Below are 26,126 nucleotides of genomic sequence, written 5' to 3'. Positions count from 1 at the left end.
CCAAAATATAGTATACTAGCTGCATGCTGAAGCTTGTTCAGACCATCGCAGTAGTGAGTTTAATACTGCTCGCTCCGCTCGCCGTATCTGCGGCTGATTTGGCCGTGCCCAAAGAAAACGTCTACTTTTCCAATACAAAGCCTCTGGCCGGGGAGATTGTCCGCATCTACGCGACCATCAAGAACCAAAGCCAGCAGGACGTGCGCGCGAGCGTGGAGTTCAAGGTGAACCAAACCCAGGTCGGGAGCGTTCAGCCCATCACCGTGCTCAGCCAGAAAGAATCCACCGTGTTCGTGGACTGGGGGCCCTTGGAGGGGTACTACGACATTGCGGTATCTGTCATCAATCCGGATGCAGGGGATGAGAATTCCGAAAACAACACCGCTGAAATCACTGATTTTATCGTTGATTTGGACACGGACAAGGACGGCATCTTTGACACCATAGACATGGATGATGACAATGACACTGTTGAGGACGGCTTGGAGCGCGTCAAAGGCTCAAACCCGCTTGTCGCGGACACGGACCAGGATGGTGCGCACGACGGGATTGACGCGTTCCCGCTTGATCCCAACGAAAAATACGATAACGACAAGGACGGCATTGGCAACAACGCGGACCCGGACAACGACAATGACGGGGTGCCAAACGGGGATGATCCTGCCCCGTTTGACCCGAACATCAAGGCCGCTCCAGCGCCAAGCGTTCCAGAGCCAAGCGGCGTGGATCCCTCGGGAATACTCGGGACAGGCTCTGGCGGCCGCGACGCTGGCGGTCAAAGCGGCTCCGCCGCCTCCGGCGTCGAAGCCGCGCCGCAGGCAGAGCAGGAACCCGATGGCGCGCCCGAATACAAAACAGAGGAAGTTGAATACACGTTCCCGGACCAGTCCGAGGCTGACTACACTTTGGACGTTTCAATCGCAAAAAGCAAAATCGCCTGGAACCGCTACCAATTTGAGGTGCTGGGCGCAGACGGCTCATTCTTGTATTTGTGGGATTTCGGGGATGGGACGTATGCCCAGGCCATGGATGCGGAACACGCGTTTCCCGGGGCGGGCGAGTATGAGGTGGCTTTGTCCGTAAGCGACGGCGCCGGAGGCCTGGGTCTTGCAGCAGAGCGCATATCCATCGGCTTCTGGAACCTGGGCAACCTTGCGGTCAAGCTCCTGGTCGGCCTGCTCGGGTTGTTCAGCCTTTTCTTGATCGGGTATCTCGTGCTCCAGGCCCTGCCAGCGCGCGCAAAAAGAACATGAAACCAATCATCCGCAACAACATCACGTGGCGCCACTTTACGGACAACGACAAGAAAACCGTAAGCGCGCTCAAAAAAGATTTTCAGTTCCACCCCCTGGACATTGAGGACGTACAGGCCGGCCCCCAGCAGCCCAAGTCCGACTTTTACAAGGACTATGTGTTCGCGATTTTCCACTTCCCGCACTACCACAAAGACGAGGAGCGCATCCACGTGTTTGAGCTTGACGTGTTCCTCTCAAACAGCCACCTCATCACGGTCGCAAAGGGCGACTCCGGAAAAATCCACGAGATCCGCCAGCAGATTGAGGCGGACGATGAGTACCAGCACGAGTTCATGGGCCAGGGCGCCGGGTTTCTGCTGTACAAGCTCCTGGATGCGCTCACCGAAGCGAGCTGGAGCGTGATCAGGAGGATGTCCACGCAGATGGGGGACATTGAAGAGGAAATTTACAGCGAGCAGACAGGCAAGGGCACGGTCTGGCGCATTGCGCTCATCCGGCGCAACCTCATCCGCTTGCAGCGCATCTTAAACCCCCAGCTCGTGGCGCTCGCCTCGCTCGTGCACGCGGACAAACCCTACCTCCCCAAAGACCTGTCACTGTACTTTGACGACGTCCAGGATACCCTTAACCGGCTCCACGCAATCACCGCGGGCAATGTGGAGGTCATGAACACCCTGCACAACGTCAATGAGTCCTTGATTTCCCAGCGCACCAACGAGGTCATCAAGCTTCTCACCGTAATTTCCGTATCCCTCCTGCCCATGACGCTCTTAACCGGGTTCTACGGCATGAACGTTGAGGGGTTGCCGCTCATAGGGCACCCGAGCTTCGTGTGGCTGCTCTTCGGGGCGCTCGGCGGGATCATCCTCGTTTTCCTCCTCATTTTCAAGCGCAAGGACTGGGTATGAAGTACGACGTGATCACTATTGGCAGCGCGGTGCGCGACACTTTCTTGTTCGTGGACCCTGCGGATGCGCCGGTCATCGCGAACCCGAACCCTGACCCAAAGCGCAAAAAGTTGATTGCGCTTGAGCAGGGCGCGAAGATTGACGTTGTTTCTTCGGCGCGGACCATCGGCGGGGGCGGGGCCAACGCCGCGGTCACGTTCAGCCGGATGGGCTTGAAAGCCGCGGCAATGGTGCGCGTGGGAAATGATGAAGCTGGCAGGGTTGTGGCGCGCACGCTTGCATCCGAGGGCATAGCCACGCGGTTTGTGCAGCGCGACCCAAAGCTTCCCACGGCCTTTTCCACGCTCATTGTTGCAGGCTCACGGAAGCGCGACCGGGTCGTGCTCACCGAGCGGGGGGCCTCCAAGGCCAACAACTTTTCTCCGGCCGCGCGTTCAGCCGCCAAAACGAAATGGTACTGCACGTCCGCGCTCTCGGGGCGTGCGTGGAAAAATGAGCTCCGCGATATTTCAAAAACCGCGAAAGCGCACAACATTTCATGGGCATGGAACCCAGGCTCGGTCCAGCTCAAAGCGGGCCTTTCCGGGGTGCGTCCGTTTATGAAAATTTGTTCTGTGTTCAACGTCAACAGGGATGAAGCGCTTGAGCTTACGGGTGCGGCCAACAACCCCAAAGCGCTTCTCGGGGCCCTGGTCGCGGCCGGCCCCGAGCGCGTGCTTTTAAGCGACGGGCCGGCCGGCGTTTACTACGCGGACGCGGGCGGGATGCTGCACATGGCTGCTGACCCGAGGATCAAGGCGCTGGAGCCGACCGGCGCCGGGGATGCGCTCCTCTCCGGGTTCATTGCCGGCTTGATTGCAAAGAATGATGTTGCGTACGCCCTGGATCTCGGCCTTGCTAATTCCGAATCAGTCATCTGTAAAATCGGCGCCCAGGCGGGCATACTGCGGCCGAGCGAGCTCGCGGCCGCCTTAAAGAAACAAAACCACAAACTTTCCCATGCCTAAAAAACGCCTAAAATTGGAAATCCTGGAGCACATGGCAACCCTCGCAACCGCGGGCTTTGGCCTGGTGGCGGCACTCGCGTGGAACAGCGCTATCCAGGATTTATTTGAAAAGGCCAACGTGTTCGGCGAACCGGACGGGATCGCCGTCAAATTCATCTACGCAGCCCTGGTCACGGCCATTGTGGTTCTGGTAACCATGGGCATCGGGCGGTCCATCAGCAAGCTCAAGGGCTAACGCGTACTCATGCGCCTCAAAAAAATAACTTAATTTCCACATACTATGGGAGCACAATTTTTTTCAATCAGCGAAGCCATGCGTTTCGGGTGGCGCACCGCCAAAGAGCGTTTTTGGTTCTTTGCGCAGGCCATCATTGTTATAGCGCTCATCACGTACGGGCCGGGCGTCATCATGCGGAGCTTTGACCGCATTGAATTACCCACGCTCGTGACCCTGTTCTTTTTCCTGGCGGGAATCGTTTTTTGGGTGGTCCAACTCTTGATTTCCATCGGGCTCATCCAGATCACGCTCTCGCACGTGGACAGCCGCAAAACAGATATTGCCGAATTGTTCACGGGCGCCCGGTTTCTGATGGATTATGTTTTGGGTTCATTTCTCTTTGCGCTGATTGTCGGCGTGGGCTTGGTGCTCCTCGTAGTGCCGGGGCTCATTTTTTTGGCCCGATTCCAGTTCTATCAGTATGTGATTGTGGATAAAGGAGCCGGATCTGTCCAAGCGCTCAAAGAGAGCTGGCGCATCACAGCCGGCGCGTTCTGGCAGCTGGTCCTTTTCTGGCTCGCAGTGCTCGGCGCGAACATTTTGGGCTTTGCCGCGCTCGGCATTGGTTTGTTCTGGAGCATCCCCGCTACCATGCTCGCGACAGGCTGGGTGTACCGGAGGCTATCGCACCGCTCGCATGCGTAACTGGAAAGTATCGGAGAAAATTTCAGAAGATTTCATTTTGCAGTTGCTCTCAAACCGCGGCATCTCGTTGCCGGAAGAAGCCGCGTCATTTTTGAATCCCGCGTATGAACAACTGCACGACCCGTTCCTGTTTCGCGACATGCAGAAAGCGGTGGACCGCGTCAAAATCAGCCGTGACCAGAACCAAACCGTGTTCGTGTACGGGGATTATGACGCGGACGGTGTTACCTCATCGGTTCTGCTGGTTGAAACACTGCGGCAGTGCGGCATCACCAACGTCCAGGCGTACATTCCGCACCGCGAAAAAGAGGGCTATGGCCTCAACACTGCTGCCCTGGATTACATCGCATCCCAGGGTACTGCACTCCTCATCACCGTGGATTGCGGGACCTCGGCCGTTGCCGAAGTCGCGTACGCGCGCGCAAAGGGCATGGATGTCATCATCTGCGATCACCACGAAGAGCCCCCCGCGCTCCCCCGTGATGTTGCCGCGTTTTTGAACCCGCACCTTTCGGGCGAAACCTATCCCTTTATGGGCTTGGCCGCGGCTGGGGTCGTGTTCAAATTCATCCAGGCGTTGTGGAAATCATGCGGGCTTCCTGCAGGACAAGAAAAATGGTTTTTAGATCTCGTGGCAATCGCAACAGTCGCGGACATGATGCCGTTGGTCGGAGAGAACCGCGTGTTCGTGGCGTTTGGTTTGAAAGTGCTGAACAAAACCAAGAGGCCGGGCCTGCAGTCGCTCCTCTCGGGCGCGCAGATTGATCCGCAATCCTTGGGCACCTACGAAATAGGGTTTGTGATCGCGCCGCGGCTTAATGCCGCGGGCAGGATTGATCATGCCAACACCGCGTACGAGCTGCTTGAAACGCACGATCCGGCTCGGGCGGCAGAACTTGCCCAGTCCCTGAATAGGACCAACAAAGAGCGCCAGTCCGAGACCTTAGCCATCACCAGGGAGGCGGAAGAGCAAGCCAAAGCCCAGCTCCCCGCGAAAGTGCTGGTCGCACAAGGCGAAGATTGGCCCGTAGGGGTGGTGGGTTTGGTGTCCGGCCGCATCACGGAACAATTTTTTCGGCCAACGCTGGTGGTCACCAAATCGGAAAAAGGCCTGGTCGGATCGGGCCGCTCCATTCCTGGGTTCAACATCACCCAGGCCCTGGCCGAGTCTGCCGAGTATTTGGAGCGGTTCGGCGGGCACGAGGGCGCGTGCGGGTTTACGCTGAAATCAGAAGAGTCGCTCGCGCCATTCGTGGCCAAGCTCAACGCAATCGCGGATGCGCGGCTCTCGGACGCTGACCTCGTCAAGACGCTCGCCATTGATATGGAGCTCTCCATGAGCCAGATAAACTGGGAGCTGATTGGGCTCCTCAAAAAACTTGAACCCCATGGCATGGGCAACCCGGTTCCGAAGTTCGTTTCCTATGGAGCGCGCGTGGCTGATGTGTTTTTGATGGGTAAGGATGGCCAGCACATGCGCATCAAACTGGATCAATCCGGCGTCCTGCACCAGGCAGTTGCGTTCGGATTCGGACAGTACTTCCACGGCACCCTGAACCAGGGCGATTTGATTGATGTGGTGTACACCATTGGCGTGAACGAGTGGAACGGCCGCAGGGATATCCAGCTCAAAATTGTTGATATTAAGCACCTCTGTCATCCTAATGAACAGTGATCCAAAATTGCATTACGGGTTTCTTGATGAATCGGGGATTTTAGAGAAGAAAGCGACAAGCGGAAATTATTTTATCATCTCTGTTGTGGTCGTGGGCAACCCGGCTGAACTCGGCCGGGTGATGAAACGCGCGCGGTACCGCGCGCGTGGAAGATTCAAGGCGCATTCCGTTTTTAAGGCCAGCAAAGAGAGCGCGGGGTTTATCAAGATAGTTTTGGAGGAAATCGCAAAACGAGACGTTCAGATTATTGCGGACGTTTGGGATAAACGGAAGAAACATTTTGACGGAGACAAAAATCAGCTCTACGCGCATCTGCTCGCGGAAACGACAGCAGACACGCTTGCGCTGCACCCCAAGCTTGATGTGGTGGTGCACAAGCGGTACGCCTCGCCCCGTATCCGCGACCTGGTGACCCGCGCCATGAGCGAGATTGCGGGATCGGGACATTTCCTCTCGGTGAGCCATCGGTCAGAGACCGAGTGCCGCCAGTTAGAGCTCGCGGATGCGGTTGCGTGGGCCATTTTTCAAAAGTATAATAACAGAGACGAAACTTTTTACCGCATTATTGAGCGCGCAATCAAAAAAGAAAACAGGCTTGCTGCCTAGGGTCTGATTCTCACCCCGGAATCGGGGAGTAGCCTCACGCTCTGGTGAGGCAGACGGTCTGGGCCTTACGCGGACCTGTTTTCTGTAAACAGTATAGCATAGATAGGAATTATGTCAAGCGGAAAATTAACCATCCACACCGATGGAGGGGCCAGAGGAAATCCGGGCCCATCAGGGATTGGCGTGGTCATTTCTGACGAGAAGCGCAAGACCGTTCGTGAAGTGTCAGAATATATCGGAAAGGCGACCAACAACCAGGCAGAGTACCGCGCTTTGATCCGCGGCTTGGAAGAGGTCAAAAAACTCGGCGCAACTTCAGCTAGCATTTTCATGGACAGCGAGCTCATCGTCAAACAGCTCAACGGAGAGTACAAGGTGCGGGATAAAGGGCTGCAGCCGTTGTTTGCCAGAGCGTGGAATCTTTTGCAGGGCTTCTCGTCATATGGCATCAAGCACGTCATGCGCGCAAAAAACAAACGAGCAGACGCGCTTGTGAATCAGGCGCTGGACGACCAAGGCGGCGTTGATGCGAAAGAACTGTTGAAGCGCCTCTAGGGTATAGACCTTTTGCAAAATAACTTAACAATTTAACAAAATTGGCTTAAAATAAAGGAAAAGACAATCTAATGTCAATGCTTTAATTGGTGTGATTGAGAGTTCATCAGAAATGTTAGGCAAAGAAGCGCCGAGCCGGGCGCGCCGCGTTCTTAAGACTGGAGATGTTATTGTATCCAGTGTGGAAGGGTCGCTCGGAAAAGTGGCGTTTGTCGATTCTGCGCAAGATGGTTATTTGGCGTCCACTGGATTTTTTCAGTTTAGGAGTAAGGAAATATTGCCAGAGGCTCTTTTGATGTTGGCAAAAAGCATAGTTTTTAATTAGCAGTTACAACAGAGAACGGCCGGGACTATCTTAACCGCAGTGCCGGGCGAATCATTGAAATCTGTTTTAGTTCCGGTTTTGCCAAAATCAACCCAACAAAAAATCGCCGATCTAGTCCGTCAGTCGCACGAAGCGAGGAAGAAGGCGAAGGATTTATTAGATGAAGCCAAACGCACGGTGGAGCGCTTGATTGAACAAGGTAAACAATAAATACGCCAGTCGTATGGCGTATTTACAACTATCATGACTATTGGGTCAATCGCACGCTTGCAGCGGACAGGAAAACCGATAAGCCGAATTCCGTAGTCCGTCCGCCGAAGAGGCGGACGGACGGCAATCATCTATCTAGACGCACGATTGCTCGTACGTTCTAACGGGCTACCATTTATGCGCCCTTTCGCCGGGTAGGGTTTACCTCTTTTCGCGCGTCACCGCGCGAACGCGTGGGCTCTTACCCCACGATTTCAACCTTGCCGGTCCTTGCGGACTTAGGCGGTATGCTTTCTGTTGCACGTGCCCTGGCTTGGTATTCCTATGAGAATTCTCGAGAGACTCCTCATAGAATTACGTATACCGGTCGGTGTTACCGATTACCCTTGTCCCGCCGGTGAGGCGGGGGTGTTCGGACTTTCCTCCCGCCTTCGCGCGAGGCTATGGCGGGCGATTGCCTGGTCTTCCTGTCCATTGCAAATGTGCGATTTTTAGTATATTATCAAAACTTGCCAAATCTGTCAACTTTTGCTTATCATGCTTTGATACAAAGGCTCCAAAGTGCTAGAGTATACCCCACATGAAACGATCTGAATTATTCTTCTCATTTCTCCTGATTCCGGTTGACTGGCTCATGGTGGTGCTGGCTGGTTTAGGCGTATACTTTTTGCGGTACCAGACGTTCTTGACGGACGTGCGGCCCGTGGTATTTGAGATAACGCTCGCCGAGTACGCCCGCATTGCCGCGCTCGTGGCGCTCCTGTGGCTGCCGGCGTTCGCCCTGGCCGGCATGTACGCCATCCAGGCCAACCGCCGGCACATCGGGGAATTCAAGCGCGTGGTGGTGGGCTGTTCGCTCGGGCTCGTGGAGATCGTGCTGTTCATATTCTTCCGGCACGAGCTTTTCGGCTCGCGGTTTATCGTGCTTGCCGGATTTTTGGCGTCCATTGCCGCGGTATTCATGGGCCGCGTGCTCATCCGTTCCGTTCAGCGCTCGCTGTATAAAAAGAACATTGGCGCTTACCGCACCGTGGTGTTCGGGGGAGGCACTGCCGCGCACCGGCTCATCCAAGCCCTCAAAGACGACTCCACTGCCGGGTTTCGGGTGGTGCGCCATTTCCGCACCCTGGATGACGCGTCTCTGGGAATGCTTGCGAACATCGCAAAACACGATCAGGCTGACCTCGTGATCCACGCCGAGCCGGACCACGGCCGCCGCGAGATCACCCGCTTGTACGAGTTCTGCCGGGAGCACCACTTTGAGTTTTCCTACGCCGCAGATGTCCTGGAAGCAACCAGCGCGAACGTGGAAGTGACGGACCTCGGTGGCACGCCCGTGGTGCACATCAAGCGCACCCCGCTTGACGGGTGGGGGAGGATCGTCAAGCGCGTTTTTGACATTGTTGCTTCCGCGGGCTTGCTCGTCTTTTTTTCCCCGCTTCTCGCGGCCACCGCGATCTTGATCAAGATTGATTCAAAGGGGCCGGTGTTTTTTACGCGGCTTGACGACGGGACGCTCCAGCGCCGGATCGGCCAGGGCGGCAGGGCCTTCAGGTACTTCAAGTTCCGCTCCATGCGCGCTGGAACGCACGGGATGCGCTACGCCGAACTCTCGGGGCTCAATGCCCGCCGCGGCCCCCTGGTAAAGATACCGGACGACCCGCGCGTCACGCGCGCGGGGAAGTTCATCCGCCGGTTTTCCATTGACGAGCTTCCGGAGTTTTTCCTTGTGTTTTTGGGCAGGATGAGCCTGGTCGGGCCCCGTCCCCACTACCCCGAGGAGGTTGCCAAGTACACGGGTTACCAAAAACGGCTCTTAACCATCAAGCCCGGGGTTACGGGTTTGGCCCAGATTTCCGGAAGGAGCGATCTTGATTTTTCCGAAGAAGCGCGGCTGGACATGTTCTACATAGAAAACTGGAGTTTTTGGATGGACCTGCAGATTCTCCTGCGCACGCCGTGGGCCGTGTTCCGGGGGAGAAGGGGAGTATGAAACTCGCATTGGTGCATGACCACTTAAACCAGATCGGAGGGGCCGAGCGAGTGCTCTCGGCAATGCACGAGGTATTTCCTCGGGCGCCTCTCTACACCTTGGTGCACGACCGGCGCATTGTCGGCAATTTTTTTAACAGCCTCCCGATCAACACGTCATTCATCCAGAAGATGCCGTTCTCGCGCACCCGCTTGCGCTGGTACCTCGCGGCCATGCCCGCAGCCATTGAATCGTTCAACCTTTCAAAGTACGACGTGGTGCTCTCAAGCGCCAGCGCGTTTGCGAAAGGAGCTATTGCGCCGGCCCACGCCATCCACATCTGCTACTGCCACACCCCGACCCGGTATCTGTGGAGCGACAGCCACACCTACGTCTCTGAAGTCGGCGGGGGCCGCATCATCAGCGCCATTCTTCCGTTCGTGCTGCAGCAGCTTCGGATGTGGGACTATGTGGCGGCCCAGCGCGTTGACCGCTTCATCGCAAACTCGCAGTTCGTGGCCCGCCGCATCAAGCGCTACTATAACCGGGAGTCAACGGTCATTTATCCTCCGGTTGATGTGCACCGCTACCCCGACGTTGCCAAACTCAACTACTTTGCCCTGGTGTCGCGCTTGCGGCCGTACAAAAAAGTTGATATCGCGATCCGCGCGTTCAACCGGCTCAACATGCCCCTCGTGATCATGGGGGACGGGCAGGAGCGGAAGCGGCTTGAATCAATTGCGGGCCCCAACATCCACTTTACGGGTACCGTGGACGAGCGCGCCAAAAAGCGCCTGCTTGCCGGGGCTCTGGGGTTTATCCACCCGCAGGAAGAGGATCTGGGAATCTCCGCGATTGAGGCCATGGCAGCCGGCACCCCGGTGGTTGCGTACCAGTCCGGCGGCGCGTGCGAGACCGTGCGCGAGAACGAGACCGGCGTGTTTTTTGAGGAGCAGACCTGGCAGTCCCTGGCGGACGCCGTGATCCGGTTCCGGCGGCAGCGGTTTGACTACGGCCGAATCCGCGCCCATGCCCGGCAGTTTTCCCGCGAGCGGTTCCAAGGCGAGCTCAAAAATTTTGTAACCAAGGCGTATGAGAATCGGCATTGATGCGCGCGTCCTTGCCGAGGGGAACGGGGGCGTGTTTGTGTACGCAAAAAATCTCCTGGAGCATCTCATACCCCTTGCCGCGCGCCACGAAATCAAGCTGTTTGCAAACCAGGCGAGCCGCGCGGATTCCCCGGTTCTGTACTCGCTCGCACAGCACCCGAACGCTACCGTGCACCAGTACCGGTTCCCGAACAAATTTTTAAACGCGTCATTCCGCTTCAAGTCCTGGCCAAAGATTGATGAGCTCGTCGGCGGCTGCGACGTGCTGTTTTTTCCGAGCATGATGTACGCCGCCTGGTCGCCCCGCACGAACACCGTGCTGACCATGCACGACCTTTCGTACGAATTTTTTCCGGAGTTTTTTACGTACCGGCAGCGCGTCTGGCATAAGCTTATGGATCCGCGGAAGCTGTGCGAGCGGTCCGATGCGGTCATTGCGGTTTCGGAGAGCACGCGCCAGGACGTCATTGCCCGCTACCGCATCCCCGAGCGCAAAGTCACCACCATCCATTCAGGCATTGATTCCGCCTTCAGGCCAATCCGCGACCGCGCGGTCCTTGCGCGGGTGCGCGCAAAGTACGGCTTGCCCGAAGGCCGGTACATCCTGCAGACCGGCACCCTCAACCCCCGCAAGAACTGCCAGGCAACCCTGGCCGCATTTGAGCGCCTCGCAACGCGCTATTCCGCCGAGTTCTCGGACGTGCGGCTTTTGTGCGTGGGCCACGCCGGCTGGAAGTCCGGGGGCCTCCTCTCCGCAATGCGCGCGAGCGCGTTTAGTGATAGAATACATGTCATACGCGAGGTTCCGGCCTCCGAGCTGCCGGCCCTGTACTCGCTCGCAAGTGTTATGGCGTACCCGAGCTTTTACGAGGGGTTCGGGTTCCCGGTGCTGGAGGCGTTCTCGTGCGGCATACCCGTGGTGGCAAGCAATACATCGTCTTTGGGAGAAATCGCCCAGGGTTCAGCCCTTCTCGTAAACCCGCACCGCGTGGATGAGCTCGCGGCCGCGCTCCGCGAAATTTTGAACACGCCGGAGCTGGCGCGCCGACTGCGAAGCGCGGGCTTGCTCGCAACCGTGCGCTTCGGGTGGGACAAAACCGCCAAACTTACCTTAAGCGTCATTGAACATGCGCATCGGCATTGATTGCAGATTGTACGGAACACGCCATCGGGGAATCGGCCGCTACACGGAGCAGCTTGTGTTGAATATTGCCAAGTACCCGGCCAGCCACCAGTACGCGCTGTTCGTGCCAAGCGTTGTTGCGGACGCGCTCCGCCTGGACCCAAATCAATTCACCATTGTCCGCGCGGACGTGCCGCACTACGGCCCAGCCGAGCACCTGCGCATGCCCAGGCTCATTAGGAGGAGCGGCGTTGATGCGATGCATTTTACGCACCTCAACGTGCCGTACTGGTGCCCGGTGCCCTACGTGGCCACGATCCACGATTTGATCGCGTTCCACTTTCCCTCGGAGCGCGCCACCGAGCTGCCGAAGTGGAAGCACCGCATCAAAATATGGGGGCTCAAGGCGGTGCTTAAGAACGCGGTTAAGAAAGCGCGTAAAGTCATCGCGGTCTCGGAGTTCACCAAGCGGGACCTTGTGCGGCATCTTAACGTTCCCGAAGAGAACATCATTGTCACGCACTTGGGCGTTGAGCAGCTGCTCTTGGGCACAGGCCTCTTGCGCAACACGCCCCAGTTTGACGCGATGCTTGCTGAAAAGTTCGGGATTGACCGGCCGTACCTCTTGTACGTGGGCAGCGCGTACCCGCACAAAAATTTGGAAAAGCTGATTGATGCGTACGCACTGCTCTGCCGCGAGCACCGGCGCAGATGGCAGCTCGTGCTCGCCGGCAGAGAGGATGCGTTCTACGGCCGGGTTCGCGCGTACGCAGATGCCGCGCTTACAGAGCCGGAGTTTCGGCGCGGCGTTATTTTTACGGGCGAGGTTTCGGACAGCGTGCTTGACGGGCTGTACCGCAGCGCCAAGTGCTTCGTGTTCCCGTCCCGCTACGAGGGGTTTGGCTTGCCGCCCCTGGAAGCGGCGCTGCGGGGCGTGCCGGTTGTGTGCTCAAAAGCAGGGAGCCTGCCCGAGGTCATGGCAGAGGGCGCGTGCTATATTGATCCGGACAGCGCCTCGGACATTGCGGACAAACTCAACGCCATTGGAAGTTCGCACAAAGTTGCGGACGAAATCGCATCTCTCGGCCGGGAGCGCGCAAAGCGGTTTACCTGGGAAAAGACAGCGCAAGAGACTGTTGATGTGTACGACAGTATTGTGGTATAATCACCGCACATGCCCAAAAAAGAAAACAAAACTCCGCTAAAATCAAAATCGCTGTCATCACGGAAAATTGCCCGGGAGGCCAAGGACAATCTTGATTTTTCAATCACCAAAAAGGTGATCCACCACGACGATTACGAGGCTCTGGTAACCAAGCGCGGGTACGAACACCGACGCGCACCGAGGAGCACCATGCCCACGGAAGCGCCCGCGCCCGCACAAGAGAGCGCCCTAAAGGCCCCAAGCAGAGAGAAGCCTGCCGCGCCCTCGTACGTCCTGGCTGTGCGCCACGGCGAAAACACGCGCTCCCCGCACGTGGTGCGCCTGCTCGGGGAGTGGGAGAAAGGGGCACAAGCCGCGCCCAAGCAGGCCGCCCGCAAAAGCAGCGCAAGCCGCGTGCTTCCGGACAATCCCCGGTGGCAGAAGGAGGTTGCGCGCTTGCGCAGCCAGGCCGCGGAAACGTACAAAAACGCCGCAGGCCGGGTTACGGTTGACCTCTTGGGGAGGAAAAGCAAATCAAAGCACAGGGCAAAGCAAAAACCTGTCGCATTTTCGGAAATAATGGACCGCACGAGCGCCGGGGTGATACGCGCCTTTTTCGCAACCATACGCTGGCTGTTTGAATTCGTACTTTCCATTCCGCTCGGATTTTTGCTTGCGTGTACCGTGCTCCTCTCCCTCATAGAGGCGGGAAACAAGGGCAGCAAGAGCGTGGTCCGGGCAGCGGCCCGATTCGTGTCGTGGGCAATCCAGCAGGCGTTTTTTACGCTCATCGCAGTGGCCAAAGCAGTGCTCGTGGTGCCCATCAAGCTCGTGACGCTCGGCGTTGCCGGAGTCTACCGCGCGGTCAGCGCTCTCGGCTTGCTTGCGGCGGGTTCGGGCAAAGCCGCGGCAGAGGCAGTTATCAATTATTTTTCCGTGTTCGCGCGCCCGCCGCAACACCTCTACCGCAAGCTCGCGGCGTTTGCCCTCATCGGCATGTTCGTGATGTTGCCGGTTAAGTTTTTAGAGACTGCTCCAGAAAAAATAAGCTTTCTGCGCGGATCGGTCCTCGGAGCCACCAAGGAAGGCTACCAGAATATCGCCCTTCTGGACCTTGCCGCGGCAAGGACGAATTTTGAGCAGGCGCGGCAGAGCCTGGATTCCCTCAATGCACCCTTGCGCGCGCTCGTGGAAGTTTTGCCGGCCGGCCAGGATGGCGTGCACGCGATCGGCGCCGGAGATGAGCTTGCCCAGGCCGGGCAGTACCTGGAGGAAGCAGCGCGCGCTTTGGGCGCGGGAGAACGCCCGACCGAAACACTCGCAAGCTTGAGTTCAGCGCTCCAGGCCGCTCTGCCGCATTTGGCAAGCGCAGAAGCGCACCTCTCGGCAGTCAGCCCAAATGCCGTGCCCGAAGAGTACCGCGAAAAATTTTCAGCTGCATCCGAGGCACTGCCCCGCGTGAATGCGGCGATCCAGGATACGCTCCAGCTTACGGGCACAGTCTCCACGCTCCTCGGGGAACGCGAGCTCAAGCGCTATGCCGTGCTCTTCCAGAACAACAATGAGCTGCGCCCGGCGGGCGGGTTCATCGGCAGCCTCGCGTTCGTGGATATTTCCGGCGGGCAGGTTGTGAACATAGAGGTTCCGGGCGGCGGGGCATACGATTTCCAAGGCTATCTCTCGGAGCATGTCAAAGCCCCAAAGCCGCTCTCCCTCATCAATGCCCGCTGGGAACTGCAGGATGCGAACTGGTACCCGGACTGGCCAACGAGCGCCGCAAAGGTCGTCTGGTTTTTGGAGCACGCCGGCTACTCCACGGTGGACGGGGTGATTGCGGTGCAGGCAACCACCCTGGAAAAGCTCTTGGCAATCACCGGGCCCGTGGCATTCCCGGAGCAGGGGGTAACGCTTACCAGCGAAAACGTGATTTCCGAAATCCAAACTGCGGTTGAGCTTGAGTATGATAAAGAAGAGAACAAGCCAAAGGCGTACATCGGGGAATTATTGCCGCGCGTCCTGGAATCCGTGCTCGCCTCAAGCGGGGAACGCGCGCTTGAACTCCTCGGGCTCATCAGGTCTGAAATCAGCCAAAAGAACATTCTGCTCTACTTTGCGGACCAGGAGGCAAACGAGTCGTTCAGAGCCCGGGGCTGGCAGCCGGGCATTGCATCCGCGAGCACGGATTACCTCTCCGTGGTCCACGCGAACATCGGCGGCGGCAAGACCGACGGGGTGATCAGTGAATCCTGGAGCCAGGAAGTGGTGATTGATGATGAAGGCAGGGCCACAACAGAACTCACCATCATCCGCGAGCACCGCGGGGACCTTGGTGATGCGTTCACCGGCGTAAACAACGTGGACTATGTGCGCGTGTACGCCCCCGATGGCAGCGAGCTTGTTTCATTTACCGGAACCAAAGCGCCGGCATCAAATTTATTTGAAACTCCGCAGGTATATTACCAGGACGATGAAGAGCTTGCTCGCATTGAAGGCAAGGTGATCATTGATGAGGCGAGCGGCACGCGCATCACCCGCGAGTTCGGCAAGACCGTGTTCGGCAACTGGCTGCAGGTTGCTCCTGGCGCTGTGGTTGTGGCGAAAATCAAATACAAACTGCCGTTCAAAATTAAGCCGTATGATTTGCTGAATCCGAACACCAGAACCGGCTACTCCCTGATCATGCAGAAACAAGCCGGCGCTCGGCCGATTCCGTATTCAATGGCGCTGCGCTACCCCTCCAATTGGTCAGTTTCATGGAGCAAGGCAGCGGGTGACGGGGAAGTGTCTGTGCTCGGCCCGGGATTAACCGTGTTTGAGGGCGACTTGTCATCAGATACCGGTTTTGCAGTCTCATTTGATGATTAGATTCCCGCTCCTGTATTCAGGAGCGGGTTTGCCTATCTACTTCCCCCTCCTTGCCAAGGAGGGGGCTAGGGGGTGGTTTTAGCCCATTTTTAGCCTAAAAAAGCACCCTGCCAAAGACCCTTGACAGGTTTTTTGATTTGTGCTATAATACCCCCTTGTAATCAAAAACCGTTCATTTACTTCTTGCCAGGACTAGTCTGGAGGGATGTGCTGATGGCGCCTTTTAGGACCATAGTGCCGTAAGGCAGTGTGGATTTGCCATCTAGCCCCAGGGTTTATATGGGAGGGCCAATTATATAAACCCATCCCCACCCTGACCTCCAGTTTAGTCTTGGCAACATCCTGTTGCCTTGCATGCGGTTCACTTTCTCACGCAGGAGATGCACGAGATGGCAAAGGAACAGAAGGAGTACGTGCGGGAGATTATGGCCGGTCCCGAAAGGACCGAGATCACGCATGTGCACTGCGGGTTCCGCGAGAATCCGGACGACCTGTCGACGCCGCCGTGCGGGTGCGCCATCCCGGTGCACCTGGCGTCGAACGTGGTGCTCCACCGTCTGCCGAGGCTCGCGAAGCCTCTGCACCAGGCGGGGCTCCTCGACATCGAGGAGGCTGGCGGCTTCCTATGCGATGAGCACCTCGCTCTCCTGAAGGAGGCTGGGTGCGTGCCGGATCTCAAGCTCACCACCCGGCAGATCGACGAGCTTGGCTCTCGGCGGCGCAACGAGTCCCTCCGGGACGAGGATCGCGCGGCCAAGGCCGAGGAGAAGCGCCTCGCAGCCGCGGAGCACGAGCGCAAGCTCGTTGCGGCAAAGGCGTTCGCCGCGAACACCTTCGGGCCCCGTCAGAAGGTGGTCAAGGGGGGCAAGAACGGCCGTCCCCACTTGCACATCGTAGCCGCCTGACCCACCGCGCCTCGCCGCTCCGGCGACGCGCGACCCCAGGCTTAGAGCCGCGCCGGAACATCCGGCAGGGGCCTTGAGCCTGACACGCAAAGTGTGTCCGCAGCCATGGCCCAAAAAGCGTCGGCCATGGCGCGGATAAGGAATCCGAAAGGAGGCAGTACATGCGAAGTACCTAAAAAATATCGCACCGCGGATGGCTCCGCGCTATAAATCGCCAAGGCGCATGCAGTCTGTTATCCCACAGAAGTTCGGGAGATAGACGCTGCGCCTTCTTTTTTTTGCTCAAAAAATATGGTAGAATAAGGCATAAAAGGGCGGCCTCGACCCTCTTTGGGGGCGTGGACGCTTGAGAGGAAAGCGTCGCGGCCGCCAAGGAGCGTCCACGCCGCTACTCCCTCGCAATGACACAAGAAAGGCCGCTCGCAATGACCGTAAAATCATTCAAAAACAAGCTCACCACCACCGCAACCGGCGGGGCTATCATCATTGCCTTCTTTTCCTTGTTCTCGCGGGGCCTCGGGCTGGTGCGGGATAGGCTCTTGTTCTCAACCTTCGGAGCCGGGGACACGCTTGATACGTACTATGCGGCATTCCGCCTGCCGGACCTCATTTTTAACACCCTGGTCTTGGGCGCATTGTCGGCCGCATTCATTCCGGTGTTCTTGGAGTACTGGCACAAGAACAAGCAAGACGCCTGGAAAATCGCGAATTCCGTGCTCAACATCATCCTCATCGCCATGGTGGGGCTCGGGCTTTTGGCGTTTTACTTTGCCCCGGAGCTCATCAGCATCATTGCGCCCGGGTTTGATCTCCAGAAACGCATCGCAACCGCGGAGCTCACGCGCATCATGCTCATCGGCATCCTGTTTTTGGGGCTCTCCAACATCGCCTCAAGCATCTTAAATGCGTTCAAGCGGTTTACCGCGTTCGCGGTCGCGCCCGTAATGTACAACATCGGCATAATCCTCGGCATTACGGTTCTGGTGCCCATGTTCGGCATTGAGGGGCTTGCCTGGGGCGTGGTTTTGGGCGCGTTCCTGCACTTCCTCGTGCAGTTCCCGTCCTTATCAAGCCTCGGCTTCAAATACTCATTTAAAATCAATTGGCGCATGCGGGGCGTGTGGAAAATCGGGCTGCTCATGCTGCCGCGCACCTTTGGCCTCGCCATCAGCCAGATCAACCAGGTGGTGTCCACCATCATCGGCTCAACATTGGCAATCGGGTCAGTTGCCATTTTCAACGCGGCAAACAACCTCCAGAACGTGCCTATCGGCATTTTCGCGATTCCGGTGGCGCTCGTGTATTTTCCCCTGTTCAGCGAGGCATGGGTCAAAAAAGACGTGCCCCACCTCATCCAGTCATTTTCCAAAGCAATGCGCCGCATCCTGTCCATCGCCATTCCGTCATCCATCTTCATCATCCTTTTGCGCGCGCACATTGTCCGGCTGGTGCTCGGCGCAGGCGAGTTTGATTGGGATGCCACCATTCTTACGGCGCGCACATTGTCGTTTTTCGCTATTTCGTTATTTGCGCAGAGCCTGATTCCGCTCATTGCGCGCGTGTTCTACGCTTTGCAGGACACCAAGACCCCGGTCATCGTGAGCGTGCTCTCGCTTGGCCTCAACATCTACCTCTCCATCACGCTGTCTGCGGCCATGGGCGTTGCCGGGCTCGGGCTCGGGTTTTCCATTGCGAGCGTTTTGAACATGCTCGCGCTCTGGCTCTTGCTGCGCAAGCGGCTCGGGGACCTGGATGATAGCCGCGTGTTTTCATCAACTATGAAAATCACGCTCGCTTCGGTCATTGCGGGCTGGGCGCTGTATAGTACGCTCGTCATCGCGGCGCCCTACGTTGATACGCATACCGGCTTAGGGTTGATGGTACAGGCCTCTGTTGCGGGCAGCGTTGGCCTGCTTGTGTATGTGGGCTTAGGGAAGCTGGTGAAACTGGAGGAGATGCGGGTGTGATGAATTCTGTTCCATAAAGAAGCATCCACACTATCAAAAATCCGCCTTGGCGGCGGTTTTTGGCTAGAGCAGGTTTTTGAATGTTTCAGGGGTCAGCCCCGCGTCTGCGATGATGGCATGTAGGAGCGATTTTTTGATGGATCTTCCCGCATGCAAGGGTACCACGGTGCGCGCCTTTGACTGCGGATGAACCAAAACAAGGTGGCTCCCTTTTTGGCGATCTTCCACGAATCCCGCTTGTTTGAGCGCTCGGACCACGTCCCTGGCGGAAAGCGAGGGCAGGTACGGCATAGTATTTAGGCGCGGACCGAGAACGGAACGTTTACGACTCCCTGGAATGATTTCGTTTCTGCAGGAAGCGGCGCGCCCGAGCCTGCCATGCTTTCCAAATAGGCTTCAATGGCTTCTTTAATATTGGCTTCCGCTTCTTCCAGGGTTTCTCCCTGGGTGTGGCAACCCGGCAAAGAGGGGACAAACGCAACATAGCCGCCTTCTGGAGCGGCTTCGTAAAAAACCGAATAGGAATAATTTTTTTGCGCTCCTGTTTCCATATTTTTATTGTAATTCCATGATTATTTGATGTCAAGCGCAGGCACCGGGTGCAAGTGCGGTGTGGATAAAAAAGACCGTGCCCGTCCTGCGAGGAGGGGCAGGGCTCTGGGTTGGGGTGCGATTGCGCCCTGGATGAGCGCTCTCCGGCTTACGCCGAGGCAGCCTCTATGGCCGCGCTGTGGCGGCACGCAGCCACGAAGCTGTCCTCGTTGGGCACGGGCCACGTGAGCGTGGAGAGGTCAAGGCCGTGTTTGCTCGCTTGCCGGAGCGCGTACACGTCAGAGACAGCGGCTCCTTCGTTGGTGTCCAAGAACCCCAGTTCAGCAGGCAGGTAGTCCAGGGCCGCCGAGCGAAGTCCCAGGGCACAAGCCAGGCGAATCCTGGCCAAAGGCGTTAACAACTGTTCCATCACTTCCTCCTTTTTGGCAGGGGGGGTGTGGTGAATGTGCGGAAACTAAAGGTGCGTTGCGAACAGATACCACGTTACTCCGCCGTGATGCGTGTGTCAAGGTGTTTTTGTTGCCCAAACCCGGGCTTTCCATTATACTTCAAACCATGCAGGACATACGGAATTTTTGCATCATCGCCCACATTGACCACGGCAAATCCACGCTCGCGGATAGGTTTTTGGAGCTGACGCACACCGTGTCCAAGCGGGACATGAAAGACCAGATGCTGGATCAGATGGAGCTGGAGCGGGAGCGCGGCATCACCATCAAGCTCCAGCCCGTGCGCATGGAGTACGAGGGATATATTTTGAATTTGATTGATACGCCGGGGCACGTTGACTTCAGTTATGAAGTGTCGCGGTCTTTGCAGGCCGTTGAGGGAGCGATCTTGCTCGTTGACGCGTCCCAAGGCGTGGAAGCGCAGACCCTCGCAAACCTCTACCTTGCCATTGACCAGAATCTTGCCATCATTCCGGTCATCAACAAAATTGATTTGCCCGCAGCTGATGTAGAGAAAGTTACGCAGGAGCTGGTCAAACTCCTGGGAGTCAAAGCAGACGAAATTCTGCTCGCAAGCGGCAAAACCGGCCAGGGCGTAAAAGAGCTTTTAGATGAAGTCATCAAGCGCGTTCCGGCTCCTGAAACAAAAAGCGACAAAACTCAAGCCCTGATTTTTGATTCACTGTACGATGACTACCGCGGGGTGGTTGCGTACGTGCGCATCGTAAACGGCGCCATCAAAAAAGGGGATGTCATTCATCTCATTAGTTCCAAGCGGGACACGCACGCCCTGGAGGTGGGCACGTTCAAGCCCAAATTCAACCCCAAGCCTGAACTCATTGCCGGCGAAATCGGGTACATTGTCACGGGCTTCAAGGAGGTGGGGCACGCGCGGGTCGGGGACACGGTCACGCTCGCAAAAGACAAGGCAAGCGCCCTCCCTGGGTACAAAGAGGTAAAGCCCATGGTGTTTGCCGGCATTTTTCCGGAATCCGGGGACGAGTACCCCAAACTGCGGGACGGCATGGAGGAAATCAGCCTCCAGGACGCGGCTTTGCAGTTTGAGCAGGAGCAGTCCAAGGCTCTTGGGTTCGGGTATCGGTGCGGGTTCTTGGGCATGCTGCACATGGAAATTCTTGCGGAGCGCTTAAAGCGCGAGCATGGGCTGCGCCTGGTCATCACCACCCCCTCGGTGGCCTACGAAGTCAAGCTCGCAAGCAACGGCGCGGTTACCATCCACTCTCCGCAGGAACTTCCGGACCCGTCAAAAATAGTGGAAATCCGGGAGCCTTGGGTCAAAGCCGAAATCGTGGCTCCCAAAGCGTACGTGGGCGGATTGATGTCCTTGGTACAGGAGCGGCACGGCTTGTTCGGTAACACCGAGTATTTAGATGAGACGCGCGTGGTCTTGCATTTTGAGATTCCGCTCGCTGGTTTAATCACGGATTTTTATGATACACTAAAGAGCGCATCCAGCGGGTACGCGTCCTTAAACTACGAGCTCAAAGATTACCGCAAAGCGGACATCGTGCGGCTTGATATCTGGGTTGCCGAAGAGGTGGTGGAAGCGTTCAGTATTTTGGTGAGCAGGGATGATGCCTACGAGACCGGCAAGCGCATGGTCGCAAAACTCAAAGATCTGATTCCTAAACAGCAGTTCGTGATAAAGCTCCAGGCAGCCATCGGCGCCAAGATCATTGCCGCGGAGCGCATCAGCGCCCTGCGCAAGGATGTCACCAAAGGCTTGTACGGCGGGGATGTTACGCGCAAGCGCAAGCTTTTGGAAAAGCAGAAAAAAGGCAAAAAGCGCATGACCTCATTCGGGAAAGTTGAGATTCCGGCCAAAGCGTTTTTGGAGGTATTAAAGCGATAATATGAAGCGCAAAACCATCATCAAAATCATCTGGACCATCATCACGCTCATCGTGGGGTTCTCGTTCGTCATCCTTCCGTTCTTGTACCGCGGATATGGATATTAGGAAAGTCATCAAGAACCTGGATGACGACGAGGACGTGCGCGGCGTGTACCACGAGTTTTGGCTCGTGTACTTTTGGCAGTGTATCGGCGGATTCCTCCTCTTTCTTTCGCCGTTTTTTTTCCTGTATTTATTCCTTACCTGGGGCACGCTTGGGAGCGTGCTCCTGGGGCTCCTATTCCTCTCCGGGACATTCTGGCTCTACCGCACCTGGCGGAGGTGGTACTACGGCATCATCGGCATCACCAGCAAGCGCGTGGTCATCATCCGCCAGAACGGCATTCTGGACCGCATGGTGTCCCAGATTGACTTGGACAAGATATATGATGTCACCTATCGGCGCAAGGGCATCCTGCAGAACCTGATCAACGTGGGCACCCTGTACCTCACCCCGGGCAGCTTTGAGAAGGTGGAGCTCGGGCAGATTAAAGATCCCGCCGCCATCCAGAAGCTCATCTTAAAGACCCAGCAGGAGTTTATGGTAACGCTTGCGCCGCGCCAGTTCTCGGAGCAGGATTTGCACCGCGTCATCGGCGAGATCCGATCGCTTGCGGGCGAAGAGCGCTGGAAGCGCATCCAGGCCGGGGACAAAGAAGACGAACAAAAGCTCATTGACGAGGTGCGCGAGGCCGAGAGCGAGGAAAAAGCCCGCGCCATTGAGCAGTTCTTCGGGGGGTAAAAAAAGGTGTCAGGTACCTTTTTTAAGAAAAAAAACAAAAAAGGTACCTGACACCTTTTTTTACTTTCCTCAAAGCCGCGTTTTGTGCTATAATACTGTAACGCTAATTGTAAAAAACACGTCTCATTTAATGCATGAAGCATATTGTATTGTCCATCATGATAATTGCGCTTTTTTTAGGGGCGCCGAATCCGGCAAAAGCCCGGTTTTATGATGGAAACGACATCCTGACTGATGCGGAACTATTTAATGGCAACGCGCTTTCCCGGACCGCAATCCAGCAATTCTTGGAGCAGAAAAACAGCGCCTTAAAGGGCGTTGCCGCGGACGTATTCGGCGTGCCTAAATTAGTTTCGGAGATGGTGTACGAAATCGGAAAGCAGTACAACATCAGCCAGAAATTTTTGCTTGCAAAACTCCAGCAAGAGCAGGGTTTGATTGAGAAGCCAACAGCTACCGAAAAGCAACTGGACTGGGCAACCGGGTACTCGTGCTTCAACAGCCGGTGCAATGAAAAGTACCGAGGCATCTACAACCAGCTGGACGCGGCAGCGGATACCCAGCGCATTTACGCGGAGCGCACGTACTTTGAGTATGCGGCCGGGAAAACCACCACCACCAAGGATGGGTACCAGGTCACCCCGGCAAACCAGGCAACCGCAAACCTCTACATTTACACGCCCTACCACGGGTCGCTTGCCGGCATTGGCGGCAACTTTTTCTTTTCGCGGGTATGGAACCAGTACTTTACAGAGCGCATCTACCCGGATGGCGCCCTGTTGCGGGACACGGCCGCCAACGAGTATTGGAAAATTGACAACAATAAGCGCCGCAAGTTTGCGTCCCCATCCATTTATCTCGCTGACCACGCCCTGGATGACGCCATTGACGCCTCGCCCGAGCGGCTCGGGTACTACGCAATTGGCGAGCCCATTGCTGTTGCCAACAACGCGGTGGTGGCGGCCGAGGGCGGGGGAATAATGTATTTACTCTCGGACGGGCTCAAGCACCGGTTGGTGGGCTCTTCTGCGCTCGCATCGCTCGGGTACCATCTCGCGGATACCGAACCTGTCACCCCGGCAGTGGTTTCCAAAGCAGAACTTGATGCCCTGGAAGAGGGCGAGCCCATCACCGAGCAGTCCGTGTACCCCAAAGGAGTTCTGCTCAAGAGCGACGGCCCGGAAATTTTTTACGTCAAGCACGGCATCCGTCGGGAGCTTTTGGACGACAGCGTATGGCAGGAGAACTTCAACCGCGCAACTCCTGCATACGTTTCCCAGGCAACGCTTTCAAGCTACCCGCCCGGAGATCCGCTTCCGCTTGCCGAAGGAAGCCTGGTCAAATCCCGGGATAACGCCTATTATGTCATTTCAAACGGCAAAAAGAAGCGCATTGCGTCCGAGGATATTGTGCGGCGCACCTATGGCGCCTCAAGGCTCGCATCCGTGCCCATTGCCACAGACCAAACCCTCGCGCTCACCTCGGTCGGGGACCCTATTGAGTACATTGACTCAACCATCCCTGACCCCGCGCATTACATTGCATACGCGGAACGCGTTGGCCAGGCAAGCTCTGCAACCGCCCCCGCCGCGTCCGCGCCCTCGCACCTCTCTCTCTACGACACCATCGGAGTTCCGGACACGCTCATAGCCGGCTCAAGCGCCACTGTGCGCGTTTCGTTCCGCAACCGCGGCACTGCAACCTGGGAGGCTGGGAAAGTGTACGTAAAATTGATTGATGAGAACAGTTCCGCATCATCCCTCATCGCTCCCAACCGCATTCCACTCGCGTCAACCGCGAGCCAGAACCAAATCGCTGAATTCAGCTTCACCGTCGCCGCCCCGCTCGCAGGCGGCGTGATCCGCGAGTGGTACATCCTTGAGTACACGGACGCATCCGGGGCTATTGTGGAAATGCCGGGCGGGCTCGTGGGCAAGAGCGTGTCAATCATATCCGGAGTTTCAGCGCAGATTATTAAGCACAACATTCCCATTGCCGTGCGCAAGAAGTGGAAGCCGATTTCCATCACCCTGGAACTTAAGAACACGAGCATTGACCAGGCATGGGTTTCGCGCCGGGCCGCGGTGTCGGTGGTCGGCGAGGATGGGGCCGCGAGCCCGTTCTACGACAGGAACGACTGGATAGACAAGGCCGTGGTCGGCGTGCCGCTTAATAAGAGCAGAATCTTGCCCGGGGAAACCGGAATCGTCAAATTCACGCTGGACCCGCGCACAATCAAACCCGGGACGTACAAGCTTGCGTTTTCCATGGAGCTCCGGGATGCCAAAGAAACCGTGTACCTCAATGGCCGCCAGACCTGGGAGCGCATGATCCGCGTTGACCCCTAGTATGCCGAACGGACTATTCAAAGCAATTGTACTGTCCAAGCCCGCTGTCGCGCTCCTCGTGCTGTTGGTCATCATATTCGGAGTGTACGCGAGCCGCGCGGTCCTGGAGAAGCGCGCAACCGAAGCGCGCATCACGGCCCTGTCCCTGGAGATCAGCGCCCTTGAGCGCGAAAAGGATAGTTTGGGCGAGCTCATAGAGTACGTGCAGACTGATTCGTTCATCCGGGAGGAAGCGCGCGAAAAACTGAATCTCACCGAGCCCGGCGAGTCGCTGGTCGTGATTCCTGATGTTGATTCCCAGAATGCGCCTGATTCCGGCGTGGATCCCTCGGCGAAGTTTATGCCGGGTACTCACGGCCTCGGGACAGGCTCAAGCGGCCCGGACGGCTCCCGGGGAAGGGTGCTCGGGGATGCGAACCTCAAGCTCTGGTGGGAGTATTTTTTTAGCCCGGAAGCGCTTTCTGTTGAAACAGAATGATAAAGGCAAAGAACAACGCGCGGCGCTTTGTTATTGCCGGAGCAATGGCGTTCGCAGCGTTTGTATTCATAAGCGGCATTGCCGTTTACCGGTTCCAGTGGCAGTCCCGGGCCGCGTACGCTGTTGCGCGCGTGATTCCGTACCCCGCGATTCTTGTTGATTGGGAAATCATTCCCCTGCACACGTACCTTTCCGATCTTGCGGCATTGTACCGGTACTGGGATTTCCAGCGCGAGAACAAGAACGTGCTTCTCGGGATTCCGGACCCGCAAGAAATCCGCGAGCGGCTCGTGAATAAACTGATTGCCGAAAAGGTGGTGCGCATCTTTGCGCGCAAGCAGCGCATTACGGTCGCGGACCAGGAGGTGTACCTGGAGTGGGAGCGGCTCCGCGAGCGCCCCGAGAGCCAGGAGGAAATCCACGCGTTCGTGCAGGAGGCCTACGGCTGGAATGACGATCAGTTCATTGAGCGGGTCCTGCGGCCGTTCTTGCTTCAGCAGAAAGTCAAAACCGCCCTGCTCTCCGAGTTCGGCAAGAGTGATGAGGAGCTGGAACAGCAAGCATTGTCCTTGGTGGTTCTCGCGCGGGAAGAGGGCGCTGACTTCGCGCAACTCGCGCGCGAGGAGAGCTATGACGCGGCCACCGCGCACCAGGGCGGCGATTTGGGGTACTTTGGCCGCGGAGCTTTGGAACCCGCATTGGAGCAGGCGATTTTTGGCATGGAGATAGGCGAGGTCAGCGATCCGGTCAAGTCATCCTATGGCTGGCACATCATCAAGCTGGAAGATGTGTTGTATGACGAAAACAGGGTCGCGCAAAAAGCCCGGGCCCGCCACATTCTGGTGCGGGGTTTTGATTTTGACGAGTGGGTGGAACAGCAAAAACGCGAGCTCGCGATTTTCAGGCTCGTGCGGTAGGCGGGTTGGAGCGGGATACGGGAATCGGACCCGCTTCTCTAGCTTGGGAAGCTAGCGTACTGCCATTGTACTAATCCCGCGTGGAGCCACCTCCGGGGATCGAACCCGGGACCTCTGCTTTACGAAAGCATTGCTCTACCAGCTGAGCTAAGGTGGCCTAGTTTGACGCGCACAGCC

General features: G+C 57.1%; 25 protein-coding genes, 2 tRNA genes and 1 other RNA gene. 22 read left to right on the top strand and 6 right to left on the bottom strand.

Annotated features, from left to right (window positions below; translation table 11 throughout):
• Positions 1–23: 23 nt before the first annotated feature.
• From HYT31_00230 to HYT31_00185, 10 genes are all read left to right on the top strand, one after another.
• Complete coding sequence (locus tag HYT31_00230; protein ID MBI2050214.1) at positions 24–1,253, top strand: PKD domain-containing protein; 1,230 nt, start codon at positions 24–26, stop codon at positions 1,251–1,253.
• Positions 1,250–2,164, top strand: coding sequence for a magnesium transporter CorA family protein (locus HYT31_00225; GenBank protein ID MBI2050213.1), 915 nt, complete (start codon positions 1,250–1,252; stop codon positions 2,162–2,164). Before HYT31_00230 ends, HYT31_00225 begins: the two co-directional genes overlap by 4 nt.
• Positions 2,161–3,171, top strand: a complete 1,011-nt coding sequence (locus HYT31_00220) for a carbohydrate kinase family protein (GenBank protein ID MBI2050212.1) — start codon at positions 2,161–2,163, stop codon at positions 3,169–3,171. The genes HYT31_00225 and HYT31_00220 overlap by 4 nt, the downstream gene beginning before the upstream one ends.
• Entirely contained in the window at positions 3,164–3,406 is a 243-nt protein-coding gene (locus HYT31_00215) for a hypothetical protein (GenBank protein MBI2050211.1), read from the top strand. Before HYT31_00220 ends, HYT31_00215 begins: the two co-directional genes overlap by 8 nt.
• A gap of 45 nt (positions 3,407–3,451) precedes the next feature.
• The gene (locus HYT31_00210) at positions 3,452–4,093 is read left to right on the top strand and encodes a DUF975 family protein (protein MBI2050210.1); all 642 of its coding nucleotides are present in this window, start codon (positions 3,452–3,454) and stop codon (positions 4,091–4,093) included.
• Complete coding sequence (recJ, locus tag HYT31_00205) at positions 4,086–5,768, top strand: single-stranded-DNA-specific exonuclease RecJ (protein ID MBI2050209.1); 1,683 nt, start codon at positions 4,086–4,088, stop codon at positions 5,766–5,768. Before HYT31_00210 ends, recJ begins: the two co-directional genes overlap by 8 nt.
• Entirely contained in the window at positions 5,758–6,375 is a 618-nt protein-coding gene (locus HYT31_00200; protein ID MBI2050208.1) for a DUF3800 domain-containing protein, read from the top strand. Before recJ ends, HYT31_00200 begins: the two co-directional genes overlap by 11 nt.
• Positions 6,376–6,486: 111 nt before the next feature.
• Positions 6,487–6,930, top strand: coding sequence for a ribonuclease HI family protein (locus HYT31_00195; protein MBI2050207.1), 444 nt, complete (start codon positions 6,487–6,489; stop codon positions 6,928–6,930).
• A gap of 91 nt (positions 6,931–7,021) precedes the next feature.
• On the top strand, positions 7,022–7,255 hold the full coding sequence (locus HYT31_00190) for a hypothetical protein (GenBank protein MBI2050206.1): 234 nt from the start codon (positions 7,022–7,024) through the stop codon (positions 7,253–7,255).
• A gap of 39 nt (positions 7,256–7,294) precedes the next feature.
• Positions 7,295–7,465 (top strand): hypothetical protein, encoded by a 171-nt coding sequence (locus tag HYT31_00185; protein ID MBI2050205.1) that lies wholly within the window; start codon positions 7,295–7,297, stop codon positions 7,463–7,465.
• Positions 7,466–7,528: 63 nt separating this feature from the next.
• Here the strand turns inward: HYT31_00185 and rnpB are convergent.
• Positions 7,529–7,935, bottom strand: an RNA gene (gene rnpB, locus HYT31_00180) — RNase P RNA component class A.
• Positions 7,936–8,045: 110 nt separating this feature from the next.
• Between rnpB and HYT31_00175 the strand changes: the two genes are divergently transcribed.
• The 7 genes from HYT31_00175 to murJ all read left to right on the top strand — a co-directional run bounded on the left by HYT31_00175 (position 8,046) and on the right by murJ (position 18,550).
• Positions 8,046–9,458: a sugar transferase gene (locus HYT31_00175; GenBank protein MBI2050204.1), complete on the top strand. Its 1,413-nt coding sequence runs from the start codon at positions 8,046–8,048 to the stop codon at positions 9,456–9,458.
• Positions 9,455–10,546 carry a glycosyltransferase gene (locus tag HYT31_00170; GenBank protein ID MBI2050203.1) on the top strand — a complete coding sequence of 364 codons (1,092 nt, stop codon included), beginning with the start codon at positions 9,455–9,457 and terminating at the stop codon, positions 10,544–10,546. Before HYT31_00175 ends, HYT31_00170 begins: the two co-directional genes overlap by 4 nt.
• Positions 10,530–11,690, top strand: a complete 1,161-nt coding sequence (locus HYT31_00165; protein MBI2050202.1) for a glycosyltransferase family 4 protein — start codon at positions 10,530–10,532, stop codon at positions 11,688–11,690. Before HYT31_00170 ends, HYT31_00165 begins: the two co-directional genes overlap by 17 nt.
• A complete protein-coding gene (locus HYT31_00160) occupies positions 11,674–12,834 on the top strand; it encodes a glycosyltransferase family 4 protein (GenBank protein ID MBI2050201.1) in 1,161 nt (386 codons plus the stop codon). The genes HYT31_00165 and HYT31_00160 overlap by 17 nt, the downstream gene beginning before the upstream one ends.
• 9 nt (positions 12,835–12,843) lie before the next feature.
• On the top strand, positions 12,844–15,678 hold the full coding sequence (locus HYT31_00155) for a DUF4012 domain-containing protein (GenBank protein ID MBI2050200.1): 2,835 nt from the start codon (positions 12,844–12,846) through the stop codon (positions 15,676–15,678).
• A gap of 389 nt (positions 15,679–16,067) precedes the next feature.
• On the top strand, positions 16,068–16,583 hold the full coding sequence (locus tag HYT31_00150) for a hypothetical protein (protein ID MBI2050199.1): 516 nt from the start codon (positions 16,068–16,070) through the stop codon (positions 16,581–16,583).
• A 401-nt stretch (positions 16,584–16,984) separates the two neighbouring features.
• Positions 16,985–18,550 (top strand): murein biosynthesis integral membrane protein MurJ, encoded by a 1,566-nt coding sequence (murJ, locus tag HYT31_00145; GenBank protein MBI2050198.1) that lies wholly within the window; start codon positions 16,985–16,987, stop codon positions 18,548–18,550.
• 63 nt (positions 18,551–18,613) lie between these two features.
• Here the strand turns inward: murJ and HYT31_00140 are convergent, their stop codons facing one another.
• The 3 genes from HYT31_00140 to HYT31_00130 form a co-directional block, all read right to left on the bottom strand.
• Entirely contained in the window at positions 18,614–18,841 is a 228-nt protein-coding gene (locus HYT31_00140) for a type II toxin-antitoxin system HicA family toxin (protein ID MBI2050197.1), read from the bottom strand.
• Positions 18,842–18,846: 5 nt separating this feature from the next.
• The gene (locus HYT31_00135; protein ID MBI2050196.1) at positions 18,847–19,101 is read right to left on the bottom strand and encodes a type II toxin-antitoxin system HicB family antitoxin; all 255 of its coding nucleotides are present in this window, start codon (positions 19,099–19,101) and stop codon (positions 18,847–18,849) included.
• 149 nt (positions 19,102–19,250) lie between these two features.
• A complete protein-coding gene (locus HYT31_00130; GenBank protein ID MBI2050195.1) occupies positions 19,251–19,511 on the bottom strand; it encodes a hypothetical protein in 261 nt (86 codons plus the stop codon).
• 146 nt (positions 19,512–19,657) lie between these two features.
• Between HYT31_00130 and lepA the strand changes: the two genes are divergently transcribed.
• The 5 genes from lepA (at position 19,658) to HYT31_00105 (ending at position 25,949) form a co-directional block, all read left to right on the top strand.
• Entirely contained in the window at positions 19,658–21,424 is a 1,767-nt protein-coding gene (lepA, locus tag HYT31_00125) for an elongation factor 4 (GenBank protein MBI2050194.1), read from the top strand.
• A gap of 95 nt (positions 21,425–21,519) precedes the next feature.
• Positions 21,520–22,206, top strand: a complete 687-nt coding sequence (locus tag HYT31_00120; protein ID MBI2050193.1) for a PH domain-containing protein — start codon at positions 21,520–21,522, stop codon at positions 22,204–22,206.
• A gap of 134 nt (positions 22,207–22,340) precedes the next feature.
• Entirely contained in the window at positions 22,341–24,554 is a 2,214-nt protein-coding gene (locus HYT31_00115; GenBank protein MBI2050192.1) for a hypothetical protein, read from the top strand.
• A gap of 1 nt (position 24,555) precedes the next feature.
• Complete coding sequence (locus HYT31_00110; GenBank protein MBI2050191.1) at positions 24,556–25,032, top strand: septum formation initiator family protein; 477 nt, start codon at positions 24,556–24,558, stop codon at positions 25,030–25,032.
• Positions 25,029–25,949: a peptidylprolyl isomerase gene (locus HYT31_00105; protein ID MBI2050190.1), complete on the top strand. Its 921-nt coding sequence runs from the start codon at positions 25,029–25,031 to the stop codon at positions 25,947–25,949. The genes HYT31_00110 and HYT31_00105 overlap by 4 nt, the downstream gene beginning before the upstream one ends.
• 6 nt (positions 25,950–25,955) lie before the next feature.
• Here HYT31_00105 and HYT31_00100 read toward each other — a convergent pair.
• Both HYT31_00100 and HYT31_00095 read right to left on the bottom strand, forming a co-directional pair.
• Positions 25,956–26,029, bottom strand: a tRNA-Gly gene (locus tag HYT31_00100).
• Between the two features lies 1 nt (position 26,030).
• A tRNA-Thr gene (locus tag HYT31_00095) sits at positions 26,031–26,106 on the bottom strand.
• Between the last annotated feature and the right edge of the window lie 20 nt (positions 26,107–26,126).

It is taken from the genome of Parcubacteria group bacterium, assembly GCA_016181765.1.
In the GTDB taxonomy this organism is placed as follows: domain Bacteria; phylum Patescibacteriota; class Patescibacteriia; order UBA2169; family UBA2169; genus CG10-46-32.
Note: the sequence above shows the minus strand (reverse complement) of the source record. Positions and strands in the feature narration are given on the sequence as shown.